Origin of the sequence: Providencia sp. CIM-Carb-044, assembly GCF_033901115.1 — a bacterium.
Classification (GTDB): Bacteria; Pseudomonadota; Gammaproteobacteria; order Enterobacterales; family Enterobacteriaceae; genus Providencia; species Providencia hangzhouensis.
In genome coordinates, this window is record NZ_JAXADV010000002.1 from 299,964 (window position 1) to 326,002 (window position 26,039).

General features: G+C 40.7%; 26 protein-coding genes. 16 read left to right on the forward strand and 10 right to left on the reverse strand.

From position 1 onward, the window contains the following. Positions 1-36 precede the first annotated feature (36 nt). Positions 37-1,683 carry a YdgA family protein gene (locus SJ312_RS04710; protein WP_319867076.1) on the forward strand — a complete coding sequence of 549 codons (1,647 nt, stop codon included), beginning with the start codon at positions 37-39 and terminating at the stop codon, positions 1,681-1,683. Positions 1,684-1,894: 211 nt separating this feature from the next. Further along, a complete protein-coding gene (gene add, locus SJ312_RS04715; protein WP_004254279.1) occupies positions 1,895-2,896 on the forward strand; it encodes an adenosine deaminase in 1,002 nt (333 codons plus the stop codon). Positions 2,897-3,148: 252 nt separating this feature from the next. Here add and SJ312_RS04720 read toward each other — a convergent pair whose 3' ends face one another. Beyond that, positions 3,149-4,126, reverse strand: a complete 978-nt coding sequence (locus tag SJ312_RS04720; protein WP_094960550.1) for a bile acid:sodium symporter family protein — start codon at positions 4,124-4,126, stop codon at positions 3,149-3,151. Between the two features lie 60 nt (positions 4,127-4,186). Then, positions 4,187-5,230: an oxidoreductase gene (locus tag SJ312_RS04725; protein ID WP_153673384.1), complete on the reverse strand. Its 1,044-nt coding sequence runs from the start codon at positions 5,228-5,230 to the stop codon at positions 4,187-4,189. A gap of 127 nt (positions 5,231-5,357) precedes the next feature. On the opposite strand from SJ312_RS04725, the gene SJ312_RS04730 reads away from it, so the two are divergent. The 12 genes from SJ312_RS04730 (at position 5,358) to nadS (ending at position 15,575) form a co-directional block, all read left to right on the forward strand. Beyond that, positions 5,358-5,798 (forward strand): DUF2569 domain-containing protein, encoded by a 441-nt coding sequence (locus tag SJ312_RS04730; protein WP_094960548.1) that lies wholly within the window; start codon positions 5,358-5,360, stop codon positions 5,796-5,798. Between the two features lie 84 nt (positions 5,799-5,882). Further along, positions 5,883-6,464 (forward strand): electron transport complex subunit RsxA, encoded by a 582-nt coding sequence (gene rsxA, locus SJ312_RS04735; RefSeq protein ID WP_004254254.1) that lies wholly within the window; start codon positions 5,883-5,885, stop codon positions 6,462-6,464. Further along, positions 6,464-7,078: an electron transport complex subunit RsxB gene (rsxB, locus tag SJ312_RS04740; RefSeq protein ID WP_004254251.1), complete on the forward strand. Its 615-nt coding sequence runs from the start codon at positions 6,464-6,466 to the stop codon at positions 7,076-7,078. Before rsxA ends, rsxB begins: the two co-directional genes overlap by 1 nt. Beyond that, positions 7,071-9,188: an electron transport complex subunit RsxC gene (gene rsxC / locus SJ312_RS04745; RefSeq protein ID WP_319867079.1), complete on the forward strand. Its 2,118-nt coding sequence runs from the start codon at positions 7,071-7,073 to the stop codon at positions 9,186-9,188. The genes rsxB and rsxC overlap by 8 nt, the downstream gene beginning before the upstream one ends. 11 nt (positions 9,189-9,199) lie before the next feature. Then, positions 9,200-10,285: an electron transport complex subunit RsxD gene (gene rsxD, locus SJ312_RS04750; protein ID WP_004254245.1), complete on the forward strand. Its 1,086-nt coding sequence runs from the start codon at positions 9,200-9,202 to the stop codon at positions 10,283-10,285. Between the two features lie 10 nt (positions 10,286-10,295). Next, on the forward strand, positions 10,296-10,925 hold the full coding sequence (rsxG, locus tag SJ312_RS04755; protein ID WP_036957719.1) for an electron transport complex subunit RsxG: 630 nt from the start codon (positions 10,296-10,298) through the stop codon (positions 10,923-10,925). Further along, complete coding sequence (locus tag SJ312_RS04760) at positions 10,925-11,641, forward strand: electron transport complex subunit E (protein WP_319867080.1); 717 nt, start codon at positions 10,925-10,927, stop codon at positions 11,639-11,641. The genes rsxG and SJ312_RS04760 overlap by 1 nt, the downstream gene beginning before the upstream one ends. 19 nt (positions 11,642-11,660) lie before the next feature. Continuing rightward, positions 11,661-12,302 carry an endonuclease III gene (nth, locus tag SJ312_RS04765; RefSeq protein WP_004254236.1) on the forward strand — a complete coding sequence of 214 codons (642 nt, stop codon included), beginning with the start codon at positions 11,661-11,663 and terminating at the stop codon, positions 12,300-12,302. Positions 12,303-12,441: 139 nt separating this feature from the next. Continuing rightward, positions 12,442-14,385 (forward strand): exoribonuclease II, encoded by a 1,944-nt coding sequence (locus SJ312_RS04770; RefSeq protein WP_004254232.1) that lies wholly within the window; start codon positions 12,442-12,444, stop codon positions 14,383-14,385. A 201-nt stretch (positions 14,386-14,586) separates the two neighbouring features. Beyond that, a complete protein-coding gene (gene osmB / locus SJ312_RS04775) occupies positions 14,587-14,805 on the forward strand; it encodes an osmotically-inducible lipoprotein OsmB (protein WP_036957717.1) in 219 nt (72 codons plus the stop codon). Between the two features lie 151 nt (positions 14,806-14,956). Continuing rightward, positions 14,957-15,289: a type II toxin-antitoxin system RelE/ParE family toxin gene (locus SJ312_RS04780; protein WP_036957715.1), complete on the forward strand. Its 333-nt coding sequence runs from the start codon at positions 14,957-14,959 to the stop codon at positions 15,287-15,289. Position 15,290: 1 nt separating this feature from the next. After that, positions 15,291-15,575: a NadS family protein gene (gene nadS / locus SJ312_RS04785; protein WP_036957713.1), complete on the forward strand. Its 285-nt coding sequence runs from the start codon at positions 15,291-15,293 to the stop codon at positions 15,573-15,575. Between the two features lie 72 nt (positions 15,576-15,647). Here nadS and yciH read toward each other — a convergent pair whose 3' ends face one another. The 5 genes from yciH to SJ312_RS04810 all read right to left on the reverse strand — a co-directional run bounded on the left by yciH (position 15,648) and on the right by SJ312_RS04810 (position 19,105). Continuing rightward, positions 15,648-15,974 carry a stress response translation initiation inhibitor YciH gene (gene yciH / locus SJ312_RS04790; RefSeq protein WP_187710350.1) on the reverse strand — a complete coding sequence of 109 codons (327 nt, stop codon included), beginning with the start codon at positions 15,972-15,974 and terminating at the stop codon, positions 15,648-15,650. Continuing rightward, positions 15,971-16,696 (reverse strand): orotidine-5'-phosphate decarboxylase, encoded by a 726-nt coding sequence (pyrF, locus tag SJ312_RS04795; RefSeq protein WP_153673381.1) that lies wholly within the window; start codon positions 16,694-16,696, stop codon positions 15,971-15,973. Before pyrF ends, yciH begins: the two co-directional genes overlap by 4 nt. Before the next feature lie 44 nt (positions 16,697-16,740). Then, positions 16,741-17,913 (reverse strand): lipopolysaccharide assembly protein LapB, encoded by a 1,173-nt coding sequence (lapB, locus tag SJ312_RS04800; RefSeq protein ID WP_004254221.1) that lies wholly within the window; start codon positions 17,911-17,913, stop codon positions 16,741-16,743. Between the two features lie 6 nt (positions 17,914-17,919). Beyond that, positions 17,920-18,237: a LapA family protein gene (locus SJ312_RS04805; RefSeq protein ID WP_004254219.1), complete on the reverse strand. Its 318-nt coding sequence runs from the start codon at positions 18,235-18,237 to the stop codon at positions 17,920-17,922. A gap of 145 nt (positions 18,238-18,382) precedes the next feature. Then, entirely contained in the window at positions 18,383-19,105 is a 723-nt protein-coding gene (locus SJ312_RS04810) for a phosphatase PAP2 family protein (protein WP_110591751.1), read from the reverse strand. Positions 19,106-19,318: 213 nt separating this feature from the next. On the opposite strand from SJ312_RS04810, the gene ribA reads away from it, so the two are divergent. Together ribA and hemB are read left to right on the forward strand one after the other, a co-directional pair. Then, complete coding sequence (ribA, locus tag SJ312_RS04815) at positions 19,319-19,915, forward strand: GTP cyclohydrolase II (protein ID WP_094960627.1); 597 nt, start codon at positions 19,319-19,321, stop codon at positions 19,913-19,915. Positions 19,916-20,104: 189 nt separating this feature from the next. Then, positions 20,105-21,082, forward strand: a complete 978-nt coding sequence (hemB, locus tag SJ312_RS04820; RefSeq protein ID WP_036957706.1) for a porphobilinogen synthase — start codon at positions 20,105-20,107, stop codon at positions 21,080-21,082. A gap of 110 nt (positions 21,083-21,192) precedes the next feature. Here hemB and SJ312_RS04825 read toward each other — a convergent pair whose 3' ends face one another. The 3 genes from SJ312_RS04825 to cysB form a co-directional block, all read right to left on the reverse strand. Continuing rightward, positions 21,193-21,636: a hypothetical protein gene (locus tag SJ312_RS04825; RefSeq protein WP_036957705.1), complete on the reverse strand. Its 444-nt coding sequence runs from the start codon at positions 21,634-21,636 to the stop codon at positions 21,193-21,195. Between the two features lie 295 nt (positions 21,637-21,931). Then, positions 21,932-24,604 (reverse strand): aconitate hydratase AcnA, encoded by a 2,673-nt coding sequence (acnA, locus tag SJ312_RS04830; RefSeq protein ID WP_319867087.1) that lies wholly within the window; start codon positions 24,602-24,604, stop codon positions 21,932-21,934. A 275-nt stretch (positions 24,605-24,879) separates the two neighbouring features. Then, positions 24,880-25,854: an HTH-type transcriptional regulator CysB gene (cysB, locus tag SJ312_RS04835; RefSeq protein ID WP_004254202.1), complete on the reverse strand. Its 975-nt coding sequence runs from the start codon at positions 25,852-25,854 to the stop codon at positions 24,880-24,882. Positions 25,855-26,039 lie beyond the last annotated feature (185 nt).

The following is a 26,039-nucleotide window of genomic DNA, read 5'->3' on the forward strand; positions in this document are numbered from 1 at the left end:
TACGGCAATAACGTGCTGAAAGGATGGATGTTTATAATGAAAAAGTCATTAGTCGCGGTTGGTGTTATTGTTGCTCTGGGGGCAGTGTGGACTGGAGCTTCATGGTATACAGGTTCTAAAGTAAAAGATGAACTTGATAGAGTAATTCTCAAAACCAACGATTTTTTTGCTGTAAATGTGCCTGAGTCAGGTTTGAATTTTAAAGTAGAAAATTATGAAAAAGGTGTTTTTTCATCTAAAGCAGATATCGTAATCACCTCTGCGGATTCAGTATCACCAGAAGACTCAATTGTATTCAAAACGAATATTGACCACGGTCCATTCCCATTATCACAAGTCGCTAAGTTTAATTTATTACCAAAATTAGCAGCGACGCAAATTGAATTAGCTAACAACGCGACGACAAAAGAATTATTCGAAGCGACTCAAGGTAAACCATTTATTCATGGTTCTGCTGTCATTGGCTATAGCAAAAGTATTGATACCAATTTAGAGCTGATCCCTGTCGAGTATAAGAAAGATGACGTTTCATTATCTTTCAGTGGTTCTAAGTTTGATGTATCAACAACTTCTGATCTTGCTGCCGTTGATGCAACTTTAGTCACTGATAATTTAGTTATTGGTAAAAAAGATAACTCTGAATCTATGACATTAAAAGGCTTAAAATTAGTCTCTAATGTAACAAAATCACAATATGGCTTCTACACTGGAACCCAGTCATTTGTTATTGCTGATACAGATTTCAACATTCCTGAAACTAAATTTTCTTTTAAAGATTTCAAAATTTCAAGCGACACCTCTATTACTGGCGAAGATGTGAAAGGGAATATTTCTTATAGCATCTCTGACTTAAAGGCATTAGAGCAAAACTTAGGTTCTGGCGAACTGACTGTTGCTATTGAAAAATTAGATGCTAAAGCATTAGGTAAATTCGTTGAACAATATAATGAAGCATTAGCTCAAGGCTTAGCTAATGGTGACCCAACTGAAGCAACAGAGCGTTTAGCGATGGAAATGATGTCTACAACATTGCCAGAGCTAATGAAAAGCAAGCCTGTATTCACTGTTAGCCCCTTCTACTGGAAAAATGAAGCTGGCCAAAGTTCAGTTGACCTAAACATCACATTTAATAAATGGAACCAAGATGAAATTACTGCGTTAGCAATGTCTAACAAAGTTGATGAAGCTATCAAGCAACTCATTACTTCTTTTGATTTCAATTTAAAACTGAACAAGCCAATGATGATCGAATCAATGACTCAAGCAATGATTTTAGATCAAGGTGTTCCAGTTAATGCTGATACTAAGAAAGAAATGAAAGGTATGGTTACTTCTGAATTTGAAGGTGTTCAGCAAATGCTGACTTCAGATATGTTCTCTTCTCCATTTGAAGAAATGTTTATGACAGATGAAGAACGTGCTGAAAAAGCTAAACAGAAAAAATCACCTTGGATGATTGATAGCGAAAATGATTTAACTATGACTATCAAATTTGCAGGTAATGACCTGACATTCAATAATGACAAATATACCTTAGCTGAGTTCCTCACTAAGATGAAAGTGATGTCTAACCCAGAAGATGCATTAGAATATGAAGCTGTACCTGCTCCAGATGCAGAACCAGCACCAGAAATGGAAATTGAGCCTGAATTAGCACCACAAGATGCAGCGCCAGCTAACTAATTAATCTAATCGATACAATTTAGTCACAAAAGCCAGTTAATATGAAGTGAACCCATATAGCTGGCTTTTTTATTTGACACCCATTTAAGTGTGAGATACATCACACTTAAAATGTAATTATTGATCACGTTTCACATTTTTCGTGATTTGGAATTGCATTTGGAAAAATAAAAGCCAAAATGAGGATAGAAAATAGATAAAGGATCATTCCGTGATTAAAACACATTTACCTTTAACCGATTTACACCGCCACCTTGATGGCAATATCCGCCCAGAAACGATTCTTTCCTTAGCAGAACAGCATCACATTCAATTACCAGCGACAGAACTTGAAGCTTTGCGCCCTCACGTCCAAATTATAGGACAAGAAGCTGATTTAGTCGGTTTCTTAGCAAAACTCGATTGGGGAGTCGCTGTTTTAGCAGATTTAGAAGCATGCCGCCGTGTGGCATTTGAAAATGTCGAAGATGCTTTTAATGCTGGTATCGATTACGCAGAGCTACGCTTCTCTCCATACTATATGGCCATGAAACACCAGCTACCTGTAGAAGGTGTCGTTGAAGCTATTATTGATGGCGTGCGTGCTGGGTGCCAACAATTCGACATTAAAATTAATTTAATTGGAATTTTGAGCCGTACTTTTGGCCAACAAGCCTGTACAACTGAATTACAAGGACTATTAGCTCATCGTCATCACTTATGTGCTTTAGATTTAGCTGGAGATGAACTAGGTTTCCCTGGAGAGTTATTTGAGTCACACTTTATCAAAGCTAGAGATACAGGGTTAAATATCACTGTTCATGCAGGTGAAGCGGCTGGAGCGAACAGTATTTGGCATGCTATCAATGTATTAGGTGCACAACGAATTGGCCATGGTGTAAAGGCAATAGAAGACCCTGCTTTAATTGAATATTTAGTAAAACATCAAATTGGTATGGAAAGCTGTTTAACATCAAATATTCAAACAAGCACTGTGCCATCCCTTGCTCAACACCCATTAAAAACCTTTTTGCAACAAGGTGTATTGGCTTCAATTAATACAGATGACCCAGCAGTTCAAGGTATTGAGTTACGCTATGAGTATGAAGTTGCAGCCCCGCAAGCAGGTTTAACTTCAGCAGAAATAGAACAAGCGCAACGTAATGGCCTAAGTATGGCATTTTTATCTGAAAGTGAGAAAAAAGCGCTCTTACATAAAGCCGCTACCCGTTAATTTAAATGTTATCAGGGTATTTATTATAACCCTGATAACTCTCTCAAACATTTCACATCTCTTTACACACCAATAGACCGTCATCATTAACCAATCATTTCCCCCTCTAGTTAGCTTTTTTATACTTAACGTATAAACACTGTTGTTAATGTATCAATTATAAAGCTCTATTGTATGTTGTAACTAAATAAGTACCCTTATAAATAAACAGCAAAAAACATGAGGGGTTACTAATCCCCTCAATATTTGTGCTTATTTGGTCGATAATCGTTTAGCATAACGCTGTGCAAGTACAGCACTGACCATAAGTTGTATTTGATGGAAAATCATCAGTGGCAATAAGATGACCCCTACTGTCGCAGCAGGAAACAAGACGTTCGCCATTGGGACTCCGTTAGCTAGGCTCTTTTTCGAGCCACAAAACACGATAGTAATCTCATCTTCTTTGCTAAAACCTAGCAACCGTGCAGCCAATGTATTGAATACAATGATAATAAATAAAATAACGCAAGTGACAACCACAATCATAAAGAGTGAAAATGCGTCTATTTTCTGCCAAATCCCCTCGACAACCGCTTCACTAAATGCCACATAAACAACCAATAATATTGAAGACCGGTCAGTCATATTAACTAATTTTCTATTCCGGTTTATCCAATTGGCAATCAATGGTCGAGACAAATGCCCCACAACAAATGGCAGCATCAATTGCATTAAAATAGACCCTATTGCATTGAGCGTATCCATGGCTTGGCTGCCATCAGCATCCATCAATAAACCAACTAAGATTGGTGAAAGAAAAACCCCAAGAATGCTTGACGCTGATGCACTACAAATAGCCGCGGCAATATTTCCCCCGGCCACCGAGGTGAAAGCAATTGCTGATTGTACAGTTGCAGGTAAAGCACACAGGTATAAAAACCCCATATATACTGTAGGTGACATCCATTTAGGTACAATCACCGCAAGTCCTAAGCCTACGATAGGAAATACAATAAATGTACTCGCAAAAACCAAGAGGTGGAGACGCCAATGCCCTATTCCTGCCATTATTGATTCACGAGATAACTTAGCCCCATGCATAAAGAACAATAATGCAATTGCAGCAGTAGTTAAATATTGAAACCCCGTTTTTATATCGCCTTCACAAGGAAAAAGGCTGGCTAGAATGACAACGCCAATCATGATAAGTAAAAATGGGTCGATTCTCAGTTTAGCTAGCAAATTCATTCGATTATCCATAATAAAAGCCAGTTATGTTAACTGGCCTTATAGTGTGCGTTAATGACGTTAAAATATTGCTTCGATTGTGCGTTTTTCTTTTGCCGAACGTATACCTGCTTCAATAAGCTTCATAATATCTATTGCTTCACTCGGTGTGACGGGGTTTGGTTTACCATGGCGAATCGCATCATATATCCCTTGATAATAACCACCATAATTACCATGTTGGTTTGGCCACGATTGTGTTATAAGCTCATCACCTTGTGACAACGTCACGTTACCCATATTGGTATCAACTCCCCAATCAGCCCCTTCTGGTCGTTTGCCAGCTTTTAAACAGTCTTCTTGGGTATCTAAACCATATTTAACATAGCTACCATTCATTCCATGAATAACATATATCGGTGTTGGTGCAGCAGCTAATGTTGTTGCATGCAATACAACCTTCTTATCTGCATATTGCAAAACGGCATGAAAGTAATCCACTGCCTGTGCATTAGGGCGGATCATGGCAAGATCAACGTTGATCCCTAAAGGCCTACCAAAATACTGCAGGACTTGATCCAACAAGTGCGGCCCTAAGTCGTACCAAATACCTGCTCCAGGAATATCAGCTTCACGCCAACGTTGCCTAACTAACGGGCGATAACGGTCAAAATGTGATTCATAATATTTAATATCGCCTAGATTACCTTCTTCTAATATTTTTTTAACTGTTAAAAAACCTGAATCCCATCGGCGGTTATGATAAACCGACAATAATTTTCCTGCTTGCTCCGCTTGTTGTTTTAATTGTTCTGCTTGTGAGACATCTAATGTAAATGGTTTATCGACAACGACGTGCTTCCCTGCTGCTAATGCCGCTTGAGCAAGAGGAAAGTGAGTATCATTAGGCGTAGGAATAACGACTAGTTCGATATCTTTATCAGCAAAAACAGCTTCCGGAGAGGCGGCAACATGAATATTTGGCCAATCTGCCTTAACCTTACTCGGGTCACTGCTAGAAATCGTTGTTAAATCATACCCTTCTAAAATACCAAGGAAGGGAGCATGAAATGTTTTACTGGCATAGCCATATCCGATGATCGCGACTTTAATTGGTTTAGACATTTAGACCTCATACAACGATAAACTCAGGTAGAGATAAAAAGTACCATCAGAAGGAATGAAATGGCAAATAAATCTATGATAGGATTGTAGATTGTCCAGCGAATTTGCCAAAATGGTTTGATTAATTATGACTTCAGTTTATGACGCTAACCGCATCACTGGCTGGCTATTAGTTCCAGCGATCTATTTGTTATTAACCTTTTTAGCTGTTTGCAGTATGACTGTTATGTATTGCATTAAATTTTATGAGATTGTCACGACTGTTGATCATTGGACAAGTTTTATTCCTGCCGCTTGGTATCTGTCATTTGCCATCGCTGTTGGGATGACTATTTTCAGTATTCATGTACTGCAACTGATGTTTTCCCGCTCAAAGCATTTCCCCCGCCGTTTTATTATTTGGCTACTCATTTTGTTATTATTAGGTATAAAAACCTTCGCATTTTCACCTATTGACGATGAAACCGCTTTGCAGGTCTTAGCATGGCCTTTAATTGGCGCGGGTTTCTTTGTCCCTTATCTAAAACGCTCTCAACGTGTGAAAATGACTTTCACACAAGATCGATAAGCATCACATAAATTGCTTGATATCATAATGATAGTTTAACTGGCTTCGGCCAGTTTTTGTTCTTTTTTCATTTCAGGCAATAGCATGACTGATTATCTATTACTCTTTGTTGGAACAGTGCTGGTTAACAACTTCGTTCTCGTTAAATTCCTTGGCTTATGCCCTTTTATGGGCGTCTCAAAAAAACTCGAACCGGCCATTGGAATGGGCTTAGCAACGACGTTTGTTATGACATTAGCATCAATCAGTTCTTGGTTGATTGACACACTTGTCCTTATTCCTCTCGATCTTGTCTATCTGCGGACGCTAAGCTTTATTTTAGCGATTGCTGTTGTTGTACAGTTTACTGAAATGGTAGTCAGGAAAACGAGCCCAACGCTTTACCGTTTACTCGGTATTTTTCTGCCTTTAATTACCACCAACTGTGCGGTTCTTGGTGTTGCCTTATTAAATATTAATATGTCTCATACTTTTATGCAGTCTGCCGTGTACGGTTTTGGCGCTGCTGTGGGTTTTTCATTAGTTATGGTTTTATTTGCCGCTATTCGCGAACGTTTAGCTGTTGCCAATGTTCCTGCCCCTTTTAAAGGGTCATCAATTGGGTTAATTACAGCTGGCTTAATGTCTCTCGCGTTTATGGGCTTTAGTGGTTTGGTGAAATTCTAATGATGTCTGTATGGATTGCTATCGGTATATTAGCCGTTTTTGGCCTGATATTTGGGCTGATGTTAGGTTACGCCTCATTACGCTTTAAAGTTGAAGCAGACCCTATTGTCGAACAAGTTGAAGCAATATTGCCTCAAAGCCAGTGCGGTCAATGCAGTTATCCTGGCTGTCGCCCTTACGCCGAAGCGGTTGCAAATAATGGGGAAATGATCAACAAATGCGCCCCTGGTGGCGAGCAAGTCATGCTAAAAATCGCTGAGTTGCTTAATGTCGACCCTCAGCCGATTGATGGCGATGAAGCCGCGCAAAACCCCGTTCGTAAAGTGGCTATTATCGACGAAGAAAACTGCATTGGTTGTACTAAATGCATTCAAGCTTGCCCTGTTGATGCCATTGTTGGCGCAACCCGCGCCATGCATACTGTGATTGAAGACTTGTGCACAGGCTGCGACTTATGCGTCGCCCCTTGTCCTACAGATTGTATTGAGCTTGTTCCTGTGAAAACGACTACAGCCAATTGGAAATGGGATTTAAACACTATCCCAGTAAAAAATATTAGTGTTGAACCCAATGAACAGCTTGTCACTAAAGCAAGAGGTGAAACTCATGCTTAAGCTCTTTAATTGGTTGAAAAAAGATAATATTTGGGATTTTAAAGGTGGGATCCATCCGCCTGAAATGAAGCTACAATCTAGCCAAACACCGATGCGTATTGCATCAGTGCCCAATGAGCTGATTATCCCATTACAACAACATTTGGGCCCTGAGGGAGAGCTAATTGTTCAGGTTGGCGACTCCGTATTAAAAGGCCAGCCATTGACTAAAGGGCTTGGGCGTACTGTACCTGTTCATGCATCAACTTCAGGGGTGATCACTGCAATTGAACCTATGGTAACGGCACACCCTTCAGGCTTAAAAGAATTGTGTGTGCGTATTGCAGCCGATGGCCATGATACATGGTGTACTTTGTCCCCAGAGCCTAATTACGTTCAACTAACCCGTGCTGAATTACTGCAAAAAATTGAACAAGCTGGGATAGCCGGCCTCGGTGGTGCAGGTTTCCCAACCGCATCAAAATTGGCCGGTGGTCAAGATGCGATTAAAACATTAATCATTAATGCAGCTGAATGTGAGCCTTATATCACAGCTGATGATAGGTTAATGCAAGAACACGCACAGGAAGTCATTGAAGGCTGTCGTGTTTTACAGCATTTATTGAACCCTGACCAAATATTAATTGGTATTGAAGACAATAAACCCGAGGCTATCCGTGCCCTAAAAGATGCTGTCACCTCGCAAGACAAACAAATATTCATCCGAGTTATACCAACAAAATACCCATCAGGTGGTGCCAAACAGCTGACAAAAATTTTGACGGGAAAAGAAGTGCCATCCGGTGCGCGTTCTTCACAAATTGGTGTGTTGATGCAAAACGTCGGTACTGTCGTCGCCATTAAACGCGCGGTTGTTGATGGCCAGCCATTGATTGAGCGTGTGGTAACCGTTACTGGTGAAGCCATCAGTAAACCGGGTAATTTTTGGGCGCGTTTAGGCACTCCGGTTAAACATCTATTACAGCAATCAGGTTTTAACCCAGAGCCAGAACAAATGGTGATTATGGGGGGGCCTTTAATGGGCTTTACCCTACCCGACCTGAATGTCCCTGTCGTAAAAATTTGTAACTGTTTACTGGTTCCCACAATGGAAGAAATGGGACCTAAAGCACTAGAAGAAGCGTGTATTCGTTGTGGGTTGTGTGTCGATGCCTGCCCAGCCGGGTTACTTCCTCAGCAACTTTACTGGTTCAGTAAAGGAGATGAACACGAAAAAGCGCAAAAACATAATTTATTTGACTGCATAGAGTGTGGTGCATGTGCTTATGTGTGCCCAAGTAATATTCCGCTAGTGCAATATTATCGTCAAGAAAAAGCAGAAATTCGTGAAATAGCTCAAGAAGAGCGCCGTGCCGCTGAAGCAAAATTGCGTTTTGAAGCAAAACAGTTGCGTATGGAACGTGATAAGCAAGCGCGGGAAGAACGTCATAAAAAAGCTGCTGTACAGGTAGATAGCGCTGATAAAGATGCCGTTAATGCAGCTTTAGCCCGGGTTAAAGCCAAACAAAGTGCGACAACCGAACCAATTAAGATTGTTTCCGGTGAATTACCAGACAATAGTGCTGTGATTGCTGCTCGCGAAGCCCGTAAAGCACAAGCACGTGCTAAACAGGCGGAAAAACTGGCCAATACACCAGTAGAACCTACTGATATAGAGGCCACGGATGATCCTCGCAAAGCAGCTGTCGCAGCTGCCATTGCACGAGCGAAGGCCAAAAAAGCCGCACAAGCGCAATCTGCAACTGAGCCAGTTGCTGAAACGGTCACTAACGCTGAGGTTGACCCACGTAAAGCGGCTGTCGCAGCTGCCATTGCACGAGCGAAGGCCAAAAAAGCCGCACAAGCGCAATCTGCAACTGAGCCAGTTGCTGAAACGGTCACTGACGCTGAGGTTGACCCACGTAAAGCGGCTGTCGCGGCCGCCATTGCACGAGCGAAAGCCAAAAAAGCAGCTCAAGCAGAACAACTCGCACAAGAAGAGCTTACACCCGCCGCTGAACAACCCATTGAAGAGGAAACCGACCCTCGAAAAGTTGCCGTTGCCGCTGCGATCGCGCGAGTAAAAGCAAAGCAAGCACAAAAACAACATGAACAAACGACTACAGAGTAAGTGATAACGAGATGAAATTTAGGCCAATTGATGCGAAAAATCGCCGTTTAAAAATTGCTAGCGCACCATTTACTCATAACAATCAAAGCACCAGTTTAGTGATGCTTTGGGTACTTTTAGCAGCAATACCGGGTATTGCTGCTCAAGTTTATTTCTTTGGCGTTGGCACCTTATACCAAATTATTTTAGCGGTGCTAACAGCGGTTATCACAGAAGCAGTTTCTATTCGTTTACGCCAACAACCTGTGGTTCCTGTACTAAAAGATAATTCCGCCATTGTGACCGCATTATTATTAGCTATCAGCCTACCTCCGCTCTCACCTTGGTGGATGATCGTATTAGGGACATTTTTTGCTATTACGATTGCTAAGCAATGTTATGGTGGATTGGGGCAAAACCCTTTTAACCCTGCGATGGTGGGTTATGTCGTTTTGCTAATATCATTCCCTGTTCACATGACAAACTGGCTACCTCCACATGAATTACAAAATATGTCGATTTCTGCACTTGATAGCCTATCCATTATTCTCAGTGGCCATACTCCAACAGGTATTACCCTCGAGCAACTACGTACAGGCATTGATGGCATGAGCCAAGCGACCCCGCTTGATAGCTTTAAAACGGGCCTACTGACTCATTCTATTTCTGAAGTATTACAACAACCTATTTTACAAGGTTCCTTAGCGGGAATTGGTTGGCAATGGGTGAATATTGGCTATTTAGTGGGTGGTTTGTTCTTATTACAGCGCCGTATTATTAGCTGGCATATTCCGGTTTCGTTCTTAGGTACATTGGCAGTTTTATCTATTGTTAGTTATTTAATTGATGATAGCCAACATGCGTCGCCATGGGTTCATTTATTGTCTGGTGCCACTATGCTAGGGGCATTTTTTATTGCGACTGACCCTGTCACCGCATCGACAACGCCTAAGGGACGGATTATTTTTGGTGTGATTATCGGTTTTCTTGTTTGGGTGATCCGTGTATACGGTGGTTACCCTGACGCTGTTGCTTTTGCCGTGTTACTCGCCAATATTACTGTTCCATTAATTGATTACTATACGCAACCTCGTGCGTACGGTCATGGACATAAGTAAGGATAACCGTATGTTGAACACGATGAGACGCCATGGGGTAACGTTAGCCATCTTTGCAGCAGGAACCACTGCGCTTAGCGCTGCGGTGTACACGTTAACGAAAGAGACCATTGCTGAGCAAGCTGCTATTGTTCAGAAAAAACTACTCGACCAAGTGATACCAAGTGATTTATATGACAATGACCTCGCAAAAGAGTGTTATTTAGTCACTAATGAGGCCATACTGGGTAATAAACAACCTAGGCGCTTGTATCTAGCCCGTAAAAATGGCGAACCTGTTGCTGCTGCCTTGGAAACAACAGCATTAGACGGCTACTCAGGCGCTATACATTTATTAGTCGGTACAGATTTTCACGGTACAGTACTGGGAACTCGTGTTACAGAACATCATGAAACACCTGGGCTTGGTGACAAAATTGAGACACGAATATCTGATTGGATTACTTATTTTAGTGGTAAAAAAATAACCTCTGATAATGACCCTAAATGGGCAGTTAAAAAAGATGGAGGTGAATTTGATCAGTTTACTGGGGCAACAATTACACCCAGAGCAGTCGTCAATGCCACTAAACGTACTGCGGTATTTATGCAACAAATTCCACAACAATTATCGAATTATCCACGCTGTGGGGACGAATAATGAGCGATACATCTAAAGACTTATTAATGCAAGGTTTGTGGAAAAACAACTCTGCATTGGTTCAACTATTAGGGCTTTGTCCGCTGCTCGCTGTTTCATCAACAGCAACAAACGCATTAGGGCTAGGCTTAGCGACAACATTAGTCTTAGTTTGTACTAATGTTGCAGTTTCTGCTTTACGTCGTTGGGTACCATCAGAAATTCGCATCCCTATCTACGTGATGATTATTGCCTCTGTTGTTAGTGCGGTACAAATGTTAATCAACGCATATGCTTTTGGTTTATATGAATCTCTCGGGATCTTTATTCCGTTAATCGTTACCAACTGCATTGTGATTGGACGCGCAGAAGCCTATGCATCTCGTAATCCTGTTGGGCTATCTACCCTTGATGGGTTTGCTATGGGCTTATGTGCAACCGCGACCTTGCTTGTTCTAGGAGCAATTCGTGAAGTTTTAGGGAATGGGACCTTATTTGATGGCGCTGACTTGTTACTCGGTTCTTGGGCTACCTCCCTTCGTATTGAAGTATTACATCTTGATTCTCCATTTTTACTCGCTATGCTACCGCCTGGTGCCTTCATTGGCCTAGCACTACTATTAGCTGCGAAATACTTAATTGATGAAAAAATGAAAAAAAGAGCCGCACGACAATCTGGTATTCAACCAGAACGTGAATATGAAAAACAGCAAGGTTGCGGCAGCCATATTTCTTAACAACGATATTTTGTGAGCAATGAATAAATCAAAACGCATTGAAATTCTAACTCGTCTACGGGATAACAACCCACACCCTACAACGGAGTTAGAATTTAACTCCCCTTTTGAGCTATTAATCGCCGTTTTATTATCAGCTCAAGCTACTGACGTGAGTGTCAATAAAGCGACAGCAAAGCTATATCCTGTAGCTAATACGCCTGAAGCTATTATGGCACTCGGTGTGGATGGAATAAAAGAGTACATTAAAACCATTGGCTTATTTAATACCAAAGCTGAAAGCGTCTATAAAACCTGTCAAATTTTAATCGAAAAGCACAACAGCCAAGTCCCTGAAAACCGAGAGGCTTTAGAAGCTTTACCGGGTGTTGGCCGCAAAACGGCAAATGTGGTTCTTAATACCGCATTTGGCTGGCCGACTATCGCCGTTGACACGCATATTTTCCGTGTCTGCAATCGTACTAACTTTGCTCCTGGTAAGAATGTCGTTGAAGTTGAAGACAAACTCCTTAAAGTTGTACCTGCAGAGTTTAAAGTAGATTGTCACCATTGGTTTATTTTGCATGGACGTTATACTTGTATTGCCCGCAAACCCCGCTGTGGCTCTTGTATTATCGAAGATTTATGCGAATTTAAAGATAAAATATATCCAGAAGATTGACCAAGATACTATTTTGAATAGGTTATAGATAAACGATACTTTTAATCATGAATCTAGCCGGTAACGCATTTTTTCCTTGCTCTAAGACTTTGTCTTACGTAACAATAGAGCCAAACCCAATATTAATTAAACGGTAAGTATGTTCCAAGACAACCCACTGCTCGCACAGCTTAAACAAAAACTACATGCCCAAACCCCACGCGTCGAAGGGCTGGTAAAAAGTACAGAAAAAGGCTTTGGCTTTCTCGAAGTTGATGGCCAAAAAAGCTATTTCATTCCGCCTCCTCAAATGAAAAAGGTCATGCATGGTGATCGTGTTATTGCTACGGTTCATACCGATAAAGACCGTGAATTTGCAGAACCAGAAGAACTGGTAGAACCTTTTTTAGATAGGTTTGTTGGGAAAATACAAAAGAAAGAAAATGATAACCGTTTATTTGTCATTCCCGATCACCCATTACTGAAGGATATGATTTCTTGCCGTCCTATCAATGGCATTACTCATGAGTTTAAGCAAGATGATTGGGTTGTTGCACAAATGCGACGCCATCCATTAAAAGGCGATAAAACCTTCTACGCTGAAATTACTGAGTTTATCACTGACGGAGATGATCATTTTGCACCATGGTGGGTAACGTTACGCCGTCACCAATTAGACCGTAATGAACCGCAAATGGTTGATAGCGAACGTGATGACCAAGGTATTGAACGAGTTGATTTAACTCACTTGCACTTTACAACCATAGACAATGCAAGTACTGAAGATATAGATGACGCACTCTATGTTGAAAAAACCGATAATGGTGACTTAAAACTGTATATCGCTATTGCTGACCCAACAAGCTATATACCAGAAGGTAGCGAACTCGATAAACTGGCTTTAGCCCGTGGCTACACCAACTATTTACCGGGTTTTAATATTCCAATGCTACCGCGCAAATTATCTGACGACCTGTGCTCTTTGCGCCCAAATGAACGTCGCCCTGCTTTAGTCTGCATTGCACTCATCAAAGAAGATGGTCGCATTGACGATAATATTGAGTTTTTCAGCGCTTGGGTCGAATCAAAATCTAAATTAGTTTATGACGAAGTCTCTGATTGGCTTGAAAATACAGGCAGTTGGCAGCCAGAAAATGACACTGACAAACAACAAATTTTGCTGCTTAAAGAAATGGCAGATAGGCGTTTACTATGGCGCGAAAACAATGCACTCGTGTTCAAAGATCGCCCTGATTACCGCTTTGTATTAGATGACAAAGGAATTGTGGTTGATATCGTGACTGAACGTCGCCGCAGCTCTAATCGCATTGTTGAAGAAGCCATGATCACCTCTAACCTCTGTGCTGCCGCAGTACTGAAAGAAAAATTAGGATTTGGCGTATTTAATGTGCATATGGGCTTTGAACCCCTACAAATTGACCAAGTCGTGCAAACGCTTAAAGATAATGGCATTGAAACAACGGCTGAATCATTATTATCACTAGAAGGCTTCCGCCAACTACGCCGTCAACTAGATGCACAGCCGACCCAATTCCTCGATAGCCGCATTCGCCGTTACCAAACTTTCGCAGAAGTCAAAGCTGAGCCCGGCCCGCATTTCGGTTTAGGGTTTGAAGCTTATGCGACTTGGACTTCACCAATTCGTAAATATACCGATATCGTCAACCACCGTTTAATCAAATCCATTATTGCTGGTAAACCTTCAACGAATAAGCCATCCGAAGAATTATCAATCAAGTTAGCCGAACGTCGTCGTGCAAACCGCATGGCTGAACGTGATGTGGGTGATTGGCTCTATTCTCGTTACTTAAAACCTTTTGAAGGTACGGATACCAAATTCCCAGCTGAAATTATTGATATCACTCGCGGTGGCGTAAGAGTCCGTTTGGTAGATAATGGTGCTGTAGCTTTTGTTCCTGCGCCTTTTATTCATAGTGTTCGTGATGAGATCCAATGTAGCCAAGAAACAGGTAATGTACTTGTTAAAGGTGAAATAGCTTACCAACTTAACGATATTATCAATGTCACCATTAATGAAGTTCGTATGGAAACACGTAATATCGTCGCTAGACCAGCCGAATAACAGCTTTTCTGCTACTCTTTAAAGACCATAGTTTGAAACCTATGGTCTTTTATTTTTCTATCTACTTTTTTACAACCTAAAATTCGCATTAAACGTTAAACTGCAAACACTTTTCCATATTTTTTCCTGATTATTCTTATTCGTAAATTTACCTATCATGATATTTTGTTAACTGTTAAATCTGTATTAAGGGTCATTAAAATGAACACAGTAAGCAAACGTATTTTATCATTCATGGTGATAGCTACTGTCGCTATCAGCGTCAGTGCCTGTTCAAATATGTCTAAACGCGATAAAAACACAGCGATTGGTGCCGGTGTAGGAGCTGTTGGTGGCGCGGTATTGACAGGCGGAAGTTCCATAGGAACCGTAGGTGGTGCGGCTATTGGCGGAATTATTGGACACCAAGTAGGCAAATAAATCTCATAATATCCTTTAGTCGCTCTCCTTAATCTAAAATAGCGTTCAGTATGAACGCTATTTTATTTTTTATATCCGATAATCTATTAAACTATTGACGGCAAAAAGTGTACAAAGTACACTTGCAATTAATACAAAGGGAGGGAACCCTGTGAGTCACGCAATTGAATTTATTGAAACCAGCTTTTTTACCAAACAAATCCAATCTATCGCCACACAAGAAGAACTTAGGATATTACAAAATGAACTTATCGCATGGCCAGATAAAGGCGATATCATCCAAGGAACGGGTGGGCTTCGTAAAATTAGGATGGCAACTGGTAATAAAGGAAAAAGTGCAAGTGTACGAGTTATTTATTTCCTAGCTACAGCAGAAATTATTTATTTTATAATGGCTTATCCAAAAAATGTCAAAGATACGCTAAATGACTTAGAAAAAGCAGAATTAAAGAAACTAACGAAATTACTAAAAAATGAGGTATAAAATGAGTATATTCAACGAATTAAAAGCCTCTTTAGAAGAAGCTGTTGAAATAAAACAAGGCTATCAAAAAGCCGCTAATGTTACTCGTTACGAAATTACTGATGTCAAAGCTATTCGAGAACAACTGAATGTTTCCCAAAGCGAATTAGCTCATGCACTAGGGACTAGCCTCGATACAATTAAAAGTTGGGAACTTAAACGACGGAACCCAACAGGGCTAGCAGCTAAAATACTCATCGCCATTAAACGTAACCCAGCTTTATTTGCTGAGTTAGCAGCAATTTAACCACTTCTTCGTTATAAAATGAGTGGCTTTCTAAGTAGCCACTCATGACAAACAGTAAAATTTTCGAACCTATCAGCCACCAGCTAACTTAACTTGAAAACCTTTCGCCTCAAGGTACTGTTTGATAACATCACGTTTATCGCCTTGAATTTCAACGTTACCGTCTTTGACAGCTCCGCCACAGCCACACTTCTTTTTAAGATCAGCCGCTAATTTAACTAATTCGCTGTCTTCAAGGTCAAGACCAGTTACAACACAAACCCCTTTTCCTTTACGGCCTGATGTCTCACGGCGGATCCGCACAATACCATCACCTTTAGGCCTTTCAATTTTGGGTTTATCTTCAGCAATACGCCCTGTTTCTGTACTGTAAACAAGACGACTATTTGAATCACTCATAGCAAACCTTCAATAGACTGATTGATTTGTTGTAATGTGGCAGTTGGGTTTTCACTACGCGTAATCGGACGACCAATCACCATATAATCCACACCCGCCTTCACTGCATCTTGTGGTGTCATAATGCGGCGTTGGTCCCCAACATCACTTCCCGTTGGGCGAATACCTGGGGTAACTAATTTGAAATCGGCACCACAAATTTGTTTTAAACGTTGGGCTTCATGAGCAGAGCAAACAACACCATCTAGCCCGCATTGTTTGGTTAATAAGGCCAAACGCTCTGCATGAGCAGCTGGTGACAGATTAATCCCAACACCAATGAGATCAGATTCATCCATACTCGTTAATACGGTTACTGCTGTGAGTAATGGCGCCTCTTTACCATAAGGCTCAAGAGATTGGCGTGCCGCCTCCATCATACGAGCACCACCACTTGCATGAACATTAACCATCCATACCCCCATTTCAGCCGCAGCTGCAACCGCTCGAGCAACAGTATTTGGAATATCATGAAACTTCAAATCTAAGAAAATATCAAAACCACGATCATGGAGTGACTTAACAAATTGAGGACCATTAAAAGTAAACATTTCTTTGCCTACTTTTAAGCGACAATCACGTGGGTCAATGCGATCCACAAAAGCCAAAGCCTCATTAGCATTTTCATAGTCAAGTGCCACAATAATTGGTGAATGTGTGTGGTTCTCAGTTGAGGAAATCATTTCTTAGCCTTTAAAGAGTCGTTATTATTTAAAAAGTGACGCTGTCACTGCCCATCTAGCCCACGAATAGGTTTAATCGTGTCCCACGAGCGACAAGATGGGCAATGCCAATATAATGCACGTGATGTAAACCCACATTTATGGCAACGATAATCGGGTTTGGTACGAATTTGCTCCCCTACCATTTTTCGTAGCAAAATCAAACTTTCTTTTGCCCTTCCATCTTCAGCTTCTTCAAGATGGTAATCCATTAAACGATAAAATAAACGCATGGTAGGATGACGTTGAATTTGGTCATTAATATAATTTGCAGCGGCTTCGTGATTTTGCTTTTCAACAATAATATCCGCTAAATAAAGCTCTGCAATAGCCCCTGAGTTACCCGCAACACACTGACGTAGGTAATCTTCCCACTCATCGGCTTGGCCAGTATGTTGGTAGCAATCAAACAGCAAAGGTAGCGTTTCAGCGACGAGCTCTCTATCTTGCTCATAGACTTGTTTTAGAACATGAATTGCTTTGTCGTAATTACCTTGTTCGATGAACAACCGCCCTTTCATAATTGAGACCCGAGCGCAGTGGTTGTCGGCTTGCTCTGCCTTATTTAAAAAGATCAGTGCATCTTCGAGATCATCGCTAGCAAGTTGTTGAGTCGCTAGTTCACAATAAAAATGTGCAATTTGCTCACGTAGCTCTGTATGCCCTAATTTAACCAGTTTACCTGCTGTTTCAATAGCTTTTGTCCAATCACTAGTTAATTGATAAATATTTAACAGGGATTGTAAGGCACTTTGTTTGAAATCGACTTCGTCCGTCAATTGTTGAAACATGTTTTCTGCTCGGTCATAAACACCAGCAGCCATGTAATCTCGACCGAGTTGTTGGGTTGCTAGCAAGCGTTGTTCAAATGATAAAGCGGCACTTTCCACCAGCGACTGGTGAATGCGAATGGCGCGTTCAACTTCACCACGAGAACGGAATAAATTTCCCAACGTGAGATGTGCTTCAAAAGCAGAGCTATCTTCATTTTTCAGCATATCGAGGAATAAATCGACAGCTTTATCTTGTTGATTAGACAATAGGAAGTTAACGCCTGTCACATAATCACGTGACAAGCGATTCGCATGTTGTTGCTTATCTTGTTGAGCACTTCTGCGCCCCATGTACCAACCGTAAGCAGCAGCAACTGGTAGCAGCAGAAACAGCAACTCGAACATACAGGATTATTCCTTGTTCTGAGTCGTCACTAATGAGGTTGAATCGGAAATATGACTTTCTCCAGCACCTAATTGTGATTCTAAACGTCTAATTTTACGACGTGCGTTTTTCAGGCTAACAATGACTCGTAAATAAAATACAGCACAAACTAGCCAACCTAGCACAAAACCGACACCAAAAAGTGATGCAAGAAGGGTCGATAATGAAAAATCCCCTTTTGCAATCAGGTAGTTAAATGTAATAACCTGATCATTGCTTGAACCTAGCGTAATCGAAATAATAAAAAAAGCGACCGCTAGTAATAAAATCAGAAAATATTTCACATTTATTCCCGTTATCAGTTCTATTCATCCAATAATATCTACCTGTTAAGGTAGCATTTCCAACGCATTCAGACAAAGCAATTTATTTTATACAATGAGAGATTTAAGTCAGATCTCCCCTAATAATGGTTAACTTGATGAAAGATTAATCGGTTTTACTCAGTATTCCCCATGCTCGCAAAATATAATAACCAAATAAGGCAAAACACGCACTGATGATCACTGAAGTAATTATATCAATAGGCCAATGCATGCCCAACAACATACGACTAAATGCAATACCCTCAGCCCAAATAGCGAGCCCTATCGATAAAACGTATAAACGTTGTTGCCAAAAAATCGCAATTAAAAACAATGCCCAGCCAGCCGCAAATAACATATGACCAGAAGGAAAAGAATATCCGGTTTCTGCTTGCCAGTGTTTACGCTGCCATTTCGCTATATATTCATCTTGTTTGACGGTGTCTTTAATTAATTTTGCTCGTTCACTACGTTTTAACGCATAAAAGTCTGATGAAGGAATTTGATATTCGGTTGCCAGCCATTCCACATAAGGGCGAGGCTCTTTAAACGTACTTTTTAATGCCGTCTTCAAACCTTGCTGCAGTAATACAATACCAACAAGAACAAGCAATATTTTCAGTTGCTGTTTTTTTTCTGAACGAAAAATAAATGCAACTGCGCCAAGAAATAACAGAGACGTTAAAATACTATAAGGTGCTCCCGCAGTGTCTGTCAGCCAGAGTATCCATTTCATTGAGTTAAACTGGGTTTCTGGTGACCAATGCCACCCTGTAACTATCATCACCATGGGAGGCATAATTAATAACAATGCAAAAGTACAAACGACCAAAACAGTTTTTTTCATTCAACGTGTTCCAAATAAAGTTCTATTAAATATACAAATATTCCATTCACCTATTATTAACTCTGTTATAGTAATACAGCGTTGGTCGTGTGCAAAGAATACCAACCTCTATATGCTAAACGTCATATAGCATCGATGTATTATAGTTAAGCTACTTTATATCGATAAACGTTATTAATTAAGCAAGAGTTACTTTAACTAATGAAAGAAAATATGCAGCTAAAACGCGTTGCCGAAGCAAAACTTCCTACACCTTTTGGTGAATTTTTGATGGTGGGTTTTGAAGAAATCGCAACCGGTCGTGATCATGTAGCGTTAATTTTTGGCGATATCTCAGGAAGTGAACCGGTACTCAGCCGGATCCACTCCGAATGTTTAACAGGAGATGCGTTATTTAGTCTACGTTGCGATTGTGGTTTTCAATTAGAAGCCGCACTCTCTCAGATTAGTAAAGAAGGCCGAGGGGTATTACTTTACCATCGTCAAGAAGGCCGAAATATTGGCTTGCTGAATAAAATCCGAGCTTATGCATTGCAAGATCAAGGCTTAGATACGGTTGAAGCTAACATTAAGTTAGGCTTTAAAGCGGATGAACGTGATTTTACCTTATGCTCTGATATGTATAAGTTATTGGGGATAAATGAAGTCCGCTTATTGACGAATAACCCGAAAAAAATCGATATCATGCGTGAAGCTGGAATTAACGTGGTAGAACGTGTTCCGTTGATCGTTGGCCGCAACCCAAGTAATGAACATTATCTTGACGTTAAAGCAGAAAAAATGGGCCATATGCTATTTAAGCACCAATGACCTCAGCAAAGGAAGAGTGTTCTGCTCTTCCCTTTATTTTTCCTATTTCATTATCACCATTCAAAGTGTGCCATTTATCCACGGCTATATTCACTTTCTTTCCATAAGGTTTATACTGTTAGCCATCTGATTACCCTGACGAATAAACTGAGTTTTTGAGGTTTATTCCGCATACTACCAGGAGATACTGTGAACAACCTGCATTCCATTCAACGCATGAGAAGATTGCGTAAAACTGAAAAACTCCGCACTTTATTCCAAGAAACTCACCTTTCTATTAATGACCTTTGCTTGCCAATTTTTGTTGAAGAAGAACTCGACGATTATATGCCAATCAACAGCATGCCGGGTGTTATGCGTATTCCTGAAAAACGCCTTGCTTATGAAATTGAGCGTATCGCAAATGCAGGAATAAAATCAGTGATGACCTTTGGGGTTTCCCATCATCTTGATGATAATGGTAGTGATGCATGGCAAGAAAATGGTTTAGTGGCACGTATGTCACGTATCTGTAAAGAAACCGTCCCTGAAATGATAGTGATGTCTGACACCTGTTTTTGTGAATACACTTCCCATGGTCACTGTGGTGTCATGCACGGCCATATCGTTGATAACGATGCAACCATCCATAACCTAGGTTTACAAGCGGTTGCCGCTGCACGTGCAGGTGCTGATTTTATTGCCCCTTCTGCGGCAATGGATGGCCAAGTTGCCGCAATTCGTCATGCACTTGATGAAGCTGGTTTTACAGACACCGCCATTATGTCTTACTCCACAAAATTTGCTTCAGCACTGTATGGCCCATTCCGAGATGCAGCGGGTTCATGCCTTAAAGGGGATAGAAAAACGTATCAGATGAACCCAATGAACCGCCGTGAAGCACTACATGAATCACTAATTGATGAACGTGAAGGTGCTGACGCGCTAATGATTAAACCTGCTGGGGCTTATTTGGATATTATTCGTGATTTACGTGAGCATACCCAATTACCTATCGGTGCTTATCAAGTCAGTGGCGAATATGCACAAATTAAATTTGCTGCTCAAGCGGGTGCAATTGATGAAACTCGTGTGGCTCTTGAAACACTGGGGTCAATCAAACGCGCAGGTGCTGATCTTATTTTCACTTATTTCGCTTTACAATTAGCCGAAGCCAACGCGTTATAATCTCATTCAGTTAAAGAAACCCACACCACTGTATAAAATTACAGTAGTGCGGGTTTTTGTCATTTTTGTTGAATAATAATACTTAAATCGACCAATTAACAACCAAATGGCTATTTTGCTCTTTGCAATTCAAGTTGTTGAGTTAGTGTTTGCGCATAATGCTGTGCTTGCTCTGCCGTTGCCAAACCAGCAATCAATAAATCTTGTTTACCCGCAGATGTTGTTGCGACCACTCCCCAGTAATCAACTTCAACCGTAATACTTTCAGGGTTTTGATCGGGCATCGGCAGAATATCAAAGTAGTCTTGTAATGGCGCAATGGTAATGGCGGTATAATCTGCATTTAAGCCGAGTGGAAATTCTTTGTCTGCATATAAACGCAAATCATGGACTTCCGTTTCAGGTGTTCTCATCACAATAGAATATAAGTTAGGTATGTGCTCCAAAATGTCACGAACCTCTTCGTTCGCACCATCAAAATGGGATGTGGTTAATAAGATATCTGCTGCCCACAATGCCCCTTTATAGAAATCGGTTTCATTGATATCTGCCATACTCATTTCCTTAATAGTGTTTTCGATAAGCTAGTCACATGGTGCCCCATGTTGAAGCTATTACATTCAATTATTTTGCACAAAGAAACTTATTTATGGCGAACTTCACCCTATTTTCATTTAGCCTAGTTGCGACTATTTTCTCCTTTAATTTACCGTCTATTTAACACCATAACGTAGATTGCCATCAAAAATATTGAGAAAAAACAAGATTGATAAATAAGATTAAATATTAAAAAATAAAAACGCCCGTAGGATACAATCTTACAGGCGTTGAAGTGTCATAATTTAATGATTAATGTAGCATCTGTCTTATTACATAATGCAAAATACCACCATGACGGTAATAATCCATCTCCGTTGCGGTATCAATACGACAGCGAGTTATAACTTCTTTTATATCCCCATTACCATAAGTGATTTTTACCGTGATATCCTGCCCTGGGGTAATTGACTGAAGCCCTGTGACATCAATGCGTTCATCACCTTTTAACCCGAGAGTTTTACGAGATACCCCATCTTTAAATTCTAAAGGTATAACCCCCATGCCAATCAAATTAGAACGGTGGATACGCTCGTATGATTCAGTAATGACAACTCTCACACCTAATAAATTCGTGCCTTTAGCTGCCCAATCTCGGCTAGAACCTGAACCATATTCTTTACCGGCGATTATAGCTAATGGGCGATTTTCTTGTTGATACTGCATTGCCGCATCATAAATCGCCATTTGTTTGCCTGTCGGTATATGTAAGGTATATCCCCCCTCTACACCTGGCACCATTTCATTGCGAATACGAATATTTGCAAATGTTCCTCGCATCATCACTTCATGGTTACCACGACGCGAGCCATAAGAGTTGAAATCTGCAACAGCAACGCCGTGTTCTTGCAGATAACGCCCCGCTGGACTCTCTTTTTTGATATTCCCTGCAGGAGAAATATGGTCAGTAGTTACCGAGTCGCCGAGGATCGCTAAAATATTTGCACCATGAATATCTTTGACCGGTGCTGGCTGAATTTGCATACCTTCAAAGAAAGGTGGATGGCGAATATAAGTTGAGTCTTCTTGCCAGTGATAAGTTGAATAGCTTTCAACTTTCAATGCTCTCCAAGCGTCATCACCTTCAAAGACCGCATTATATTCTTTGCGGAACATGTCTGTTTTAACTTGCTGTACAGCTTGGGCAATTTCAACACTCGATGGCCAAATATCTTTCAAATAAACATCGTTACCTGATTTATCGACACCGATAGGATCGGTTTTCAAGTTGATATTCATGTTACCCGCCAGAGCATATGCAACAACAAGTGGCGGTGATGCTAACCAGTTGGTTTTCACCAATGGATGAATTCGCCCTTCAAAGTTACGGTTACCCGATAACACAGCGCCAACGGTAAGATCCGCTTGTTTAATCGCCTCTTCTATTGGTTCTGGTAATGGGCCTGAGTTACCAATACAGGTTGTGCATCCATATCCGACAAGATTGAATCCGAGCTTATCTAAATAAGGCGTTAAACCCGCGACAGCAAGATAATCAGTGACAACTTTTGAACCCGGTGCCAATGATGATTTAACCCATGGCTGACGGACTAACCCTTTTTCAACGGCTTTTTTCGCTAATAGTCCTGCAGCCATTAATACACTTGGGTTCGACGTATTCGTACAAGATGTAATTGCCGCAATAACGACTGCACCATCGGTTAACTCAAAAGTTTTATTTTGATATTTAACAGAAGGATAGCTCGATTGAATTTTTTTATTAACTTCTAACTCTACTGCACCGCGAAATGCTTTTGGTACTTGGCTGAGTTCAACTCTATCTTGCGGACGTTTAGGGCCTGCTAAGCTGGATTCAACCGTCGACATGTCTAACTCAAGTGTACTGGTAAAAATAGGTTCATCACCTGCATAACGCCACAAACCCTGTTCTTTGCTATAAGCTTCCACCAGCGCAATTTCATCATCACTGCGCCCAGTTAAACGCATATAAGATAGCGTCACTTCATCAACAGGGAAAAAACCACAAGTTGCGCCATATTCTGGTGACATATTCGCAATCGTTGCTCGGTCTGCTAATGGTAAATCCGCTAGGCCATCACCATAAAATTCAACAAATTTACCCACAACACCATGTTGACGTAGCATTTGTGTTACCGTCAATACAAGGTCGGTTGCTGTTATCCCTTCGGATAATTTCCCTGTTAATTTAAAACCAACAACATCAGGGATCAGCATTGAAACCGGTTGGCCTAACATCGCGGCTTCAGCTTCAATACCACCGACACCCCAACCTAACACACCTAACCCGTTGATCATCGTCGTATGAGAGTCCGTACCCACTAAAGTATCGGGATAGGCATATAATTTACCGTCAATTTCTTCATACCATACTGCCTTGCCAAGGTATTCTAAATTAACTTGGTGACAGATACCGGTACCCGGCGGCACTACTTGAAAACGATTAAATGCTTTTTGGCCCCAACGTAAAAATAAATAACGTTCATGGTTACGCGCCATTTCAATTTCAACGTTATCGCCAAATGCTGATTCGGTTGCAAACTCATCCACCATCACCGAGTGGTCAATCACTAAATCAACAGGTGACAACGGGTTTACTTGCTCAACATTGCCGCCAAGGGATTTAACTGCTTCACGCATAGCGGCAAGGTCAACAACAGCAGGAACACCCGTGAAGTCTTGCATGAGAACACGCGCTGGGCGATAAGCAATTTCTCTATCTGCATGCGCGTTTTTTTGCCAGTCAATTATTGCTTGTAAATCTTGTTCGACAACTGAGGTGCCATCAATATGACGTAATAAATTTTCGAGTAAAACTTTTAATGACTTAGGTAATTTAGTCCCCTCACCGAGCTTTTTTTCAGCAAGCGCTAAACTGAAGTAATTATACTGCTTGTTTCCAACATTGAGTGTCGAAGCACTCGTTGTTTTTAGACTCAACGACATAACTCCTCCTTGGTTTTTATGGCTATGGCAATATTTGTATTTACCACCATTATTTTTTGTTAACCAATTGTAATCATAGTTGCTCTAGAAATTTGATTTATAGATTTTGTGCCAAATATTGAATTTTTCTCTATTAATAATAGGAAATTTAAGATAAGAAGGGAAATAAGTCAGGAAAAAACCAAGTACACCAACTCGGTAATAATAAAAACCCTAGAAATACGATCACTAGGGTTCCTACTTACAAATTATGACAAGGCAAAAATATAAAGAAATTAAATGATAGGCAGTTTCATATCTTTAAAAAACTCTTCAATTTCTTCATTGTTACGTATAGCAACCGCTTTATCGACCACATCACGGGTTAGATGCGGTGCGAAACGCCACATAAAATCATACATATAACTACGCAAGAAACTAGTACGTTTAAAACCAATCTTGGTTGTGCTATAGCTGAACTTATCACGCATATCAATCACAACTAAATCGCTATCACTAACAGGGTCAACGGCCATACTCGCGATAATACCGATCCCTAACCCTAATCTAACATAGGTTTTAATCACGTCAGCATCGGTTGCAGTAAAAATAATTTTGGGCTCAAGACCAATTTTCTGAAATGCCACATCTAATTCTGAACGGCCAGTAAACCCATGAGTATAGGTTACAATTTGATATTCAGAGATATCTTCAATAGTGACATTTTTTTTCGTTGCAAGTGGATGGTCTTTTTGCACGACCACACAGCGATTCCAATGGTAGCATGGCAACATAATCAAATCGTTATAAAGGTGCAATGCTTCGGTTGCTATCGCAAAATCACTGTTACCTTTGCACACTTCCTCAGCGATTTGCGTTGGTGACCCTTGCTGCATATGCAATGAAACATGTGGATAACGCTCAATAAAACCTTTTATTGTCGGAGGTAAAGCATAACGAGCTTGTGTATGTGTCGTGGCAATACTCAAGCTACCTCTATCTGGATAAGTATGCTCCCCAGCAACCGAGCGGATCGCTTCTATTTTTGATAGCACTTCTCGGGAGATCCGTACCACTTCTTCCCCTGCGGGAGTAACATGCGTTAAGTGCTTACCACTACGCGCAAAAATTTGGATCCCAAGCTCATCTTCAAGCATCCGCACTTGTTTACTGATACCGGGCTGTGACGTAAAAAGCCCCTCAGCGGTTGAGGAGACATTCAAGTCATGGTTAACCACTTCAACAATATAACGTAATTGCTGCAATTTCATATTTCAGTCTACCTCATACAGGAATAATGTGCATTTGCTATCTATAGCTAAAGAATATTACATATAGCTAATAGTTATAATTGATTTATTTGATATAACCAATATAACATCATTCTCTGAAGAATAAACAGTATGATGATAAAATTTCATCTAAATCCCCTCTACAATGAAGAAAAGCAGTAAGG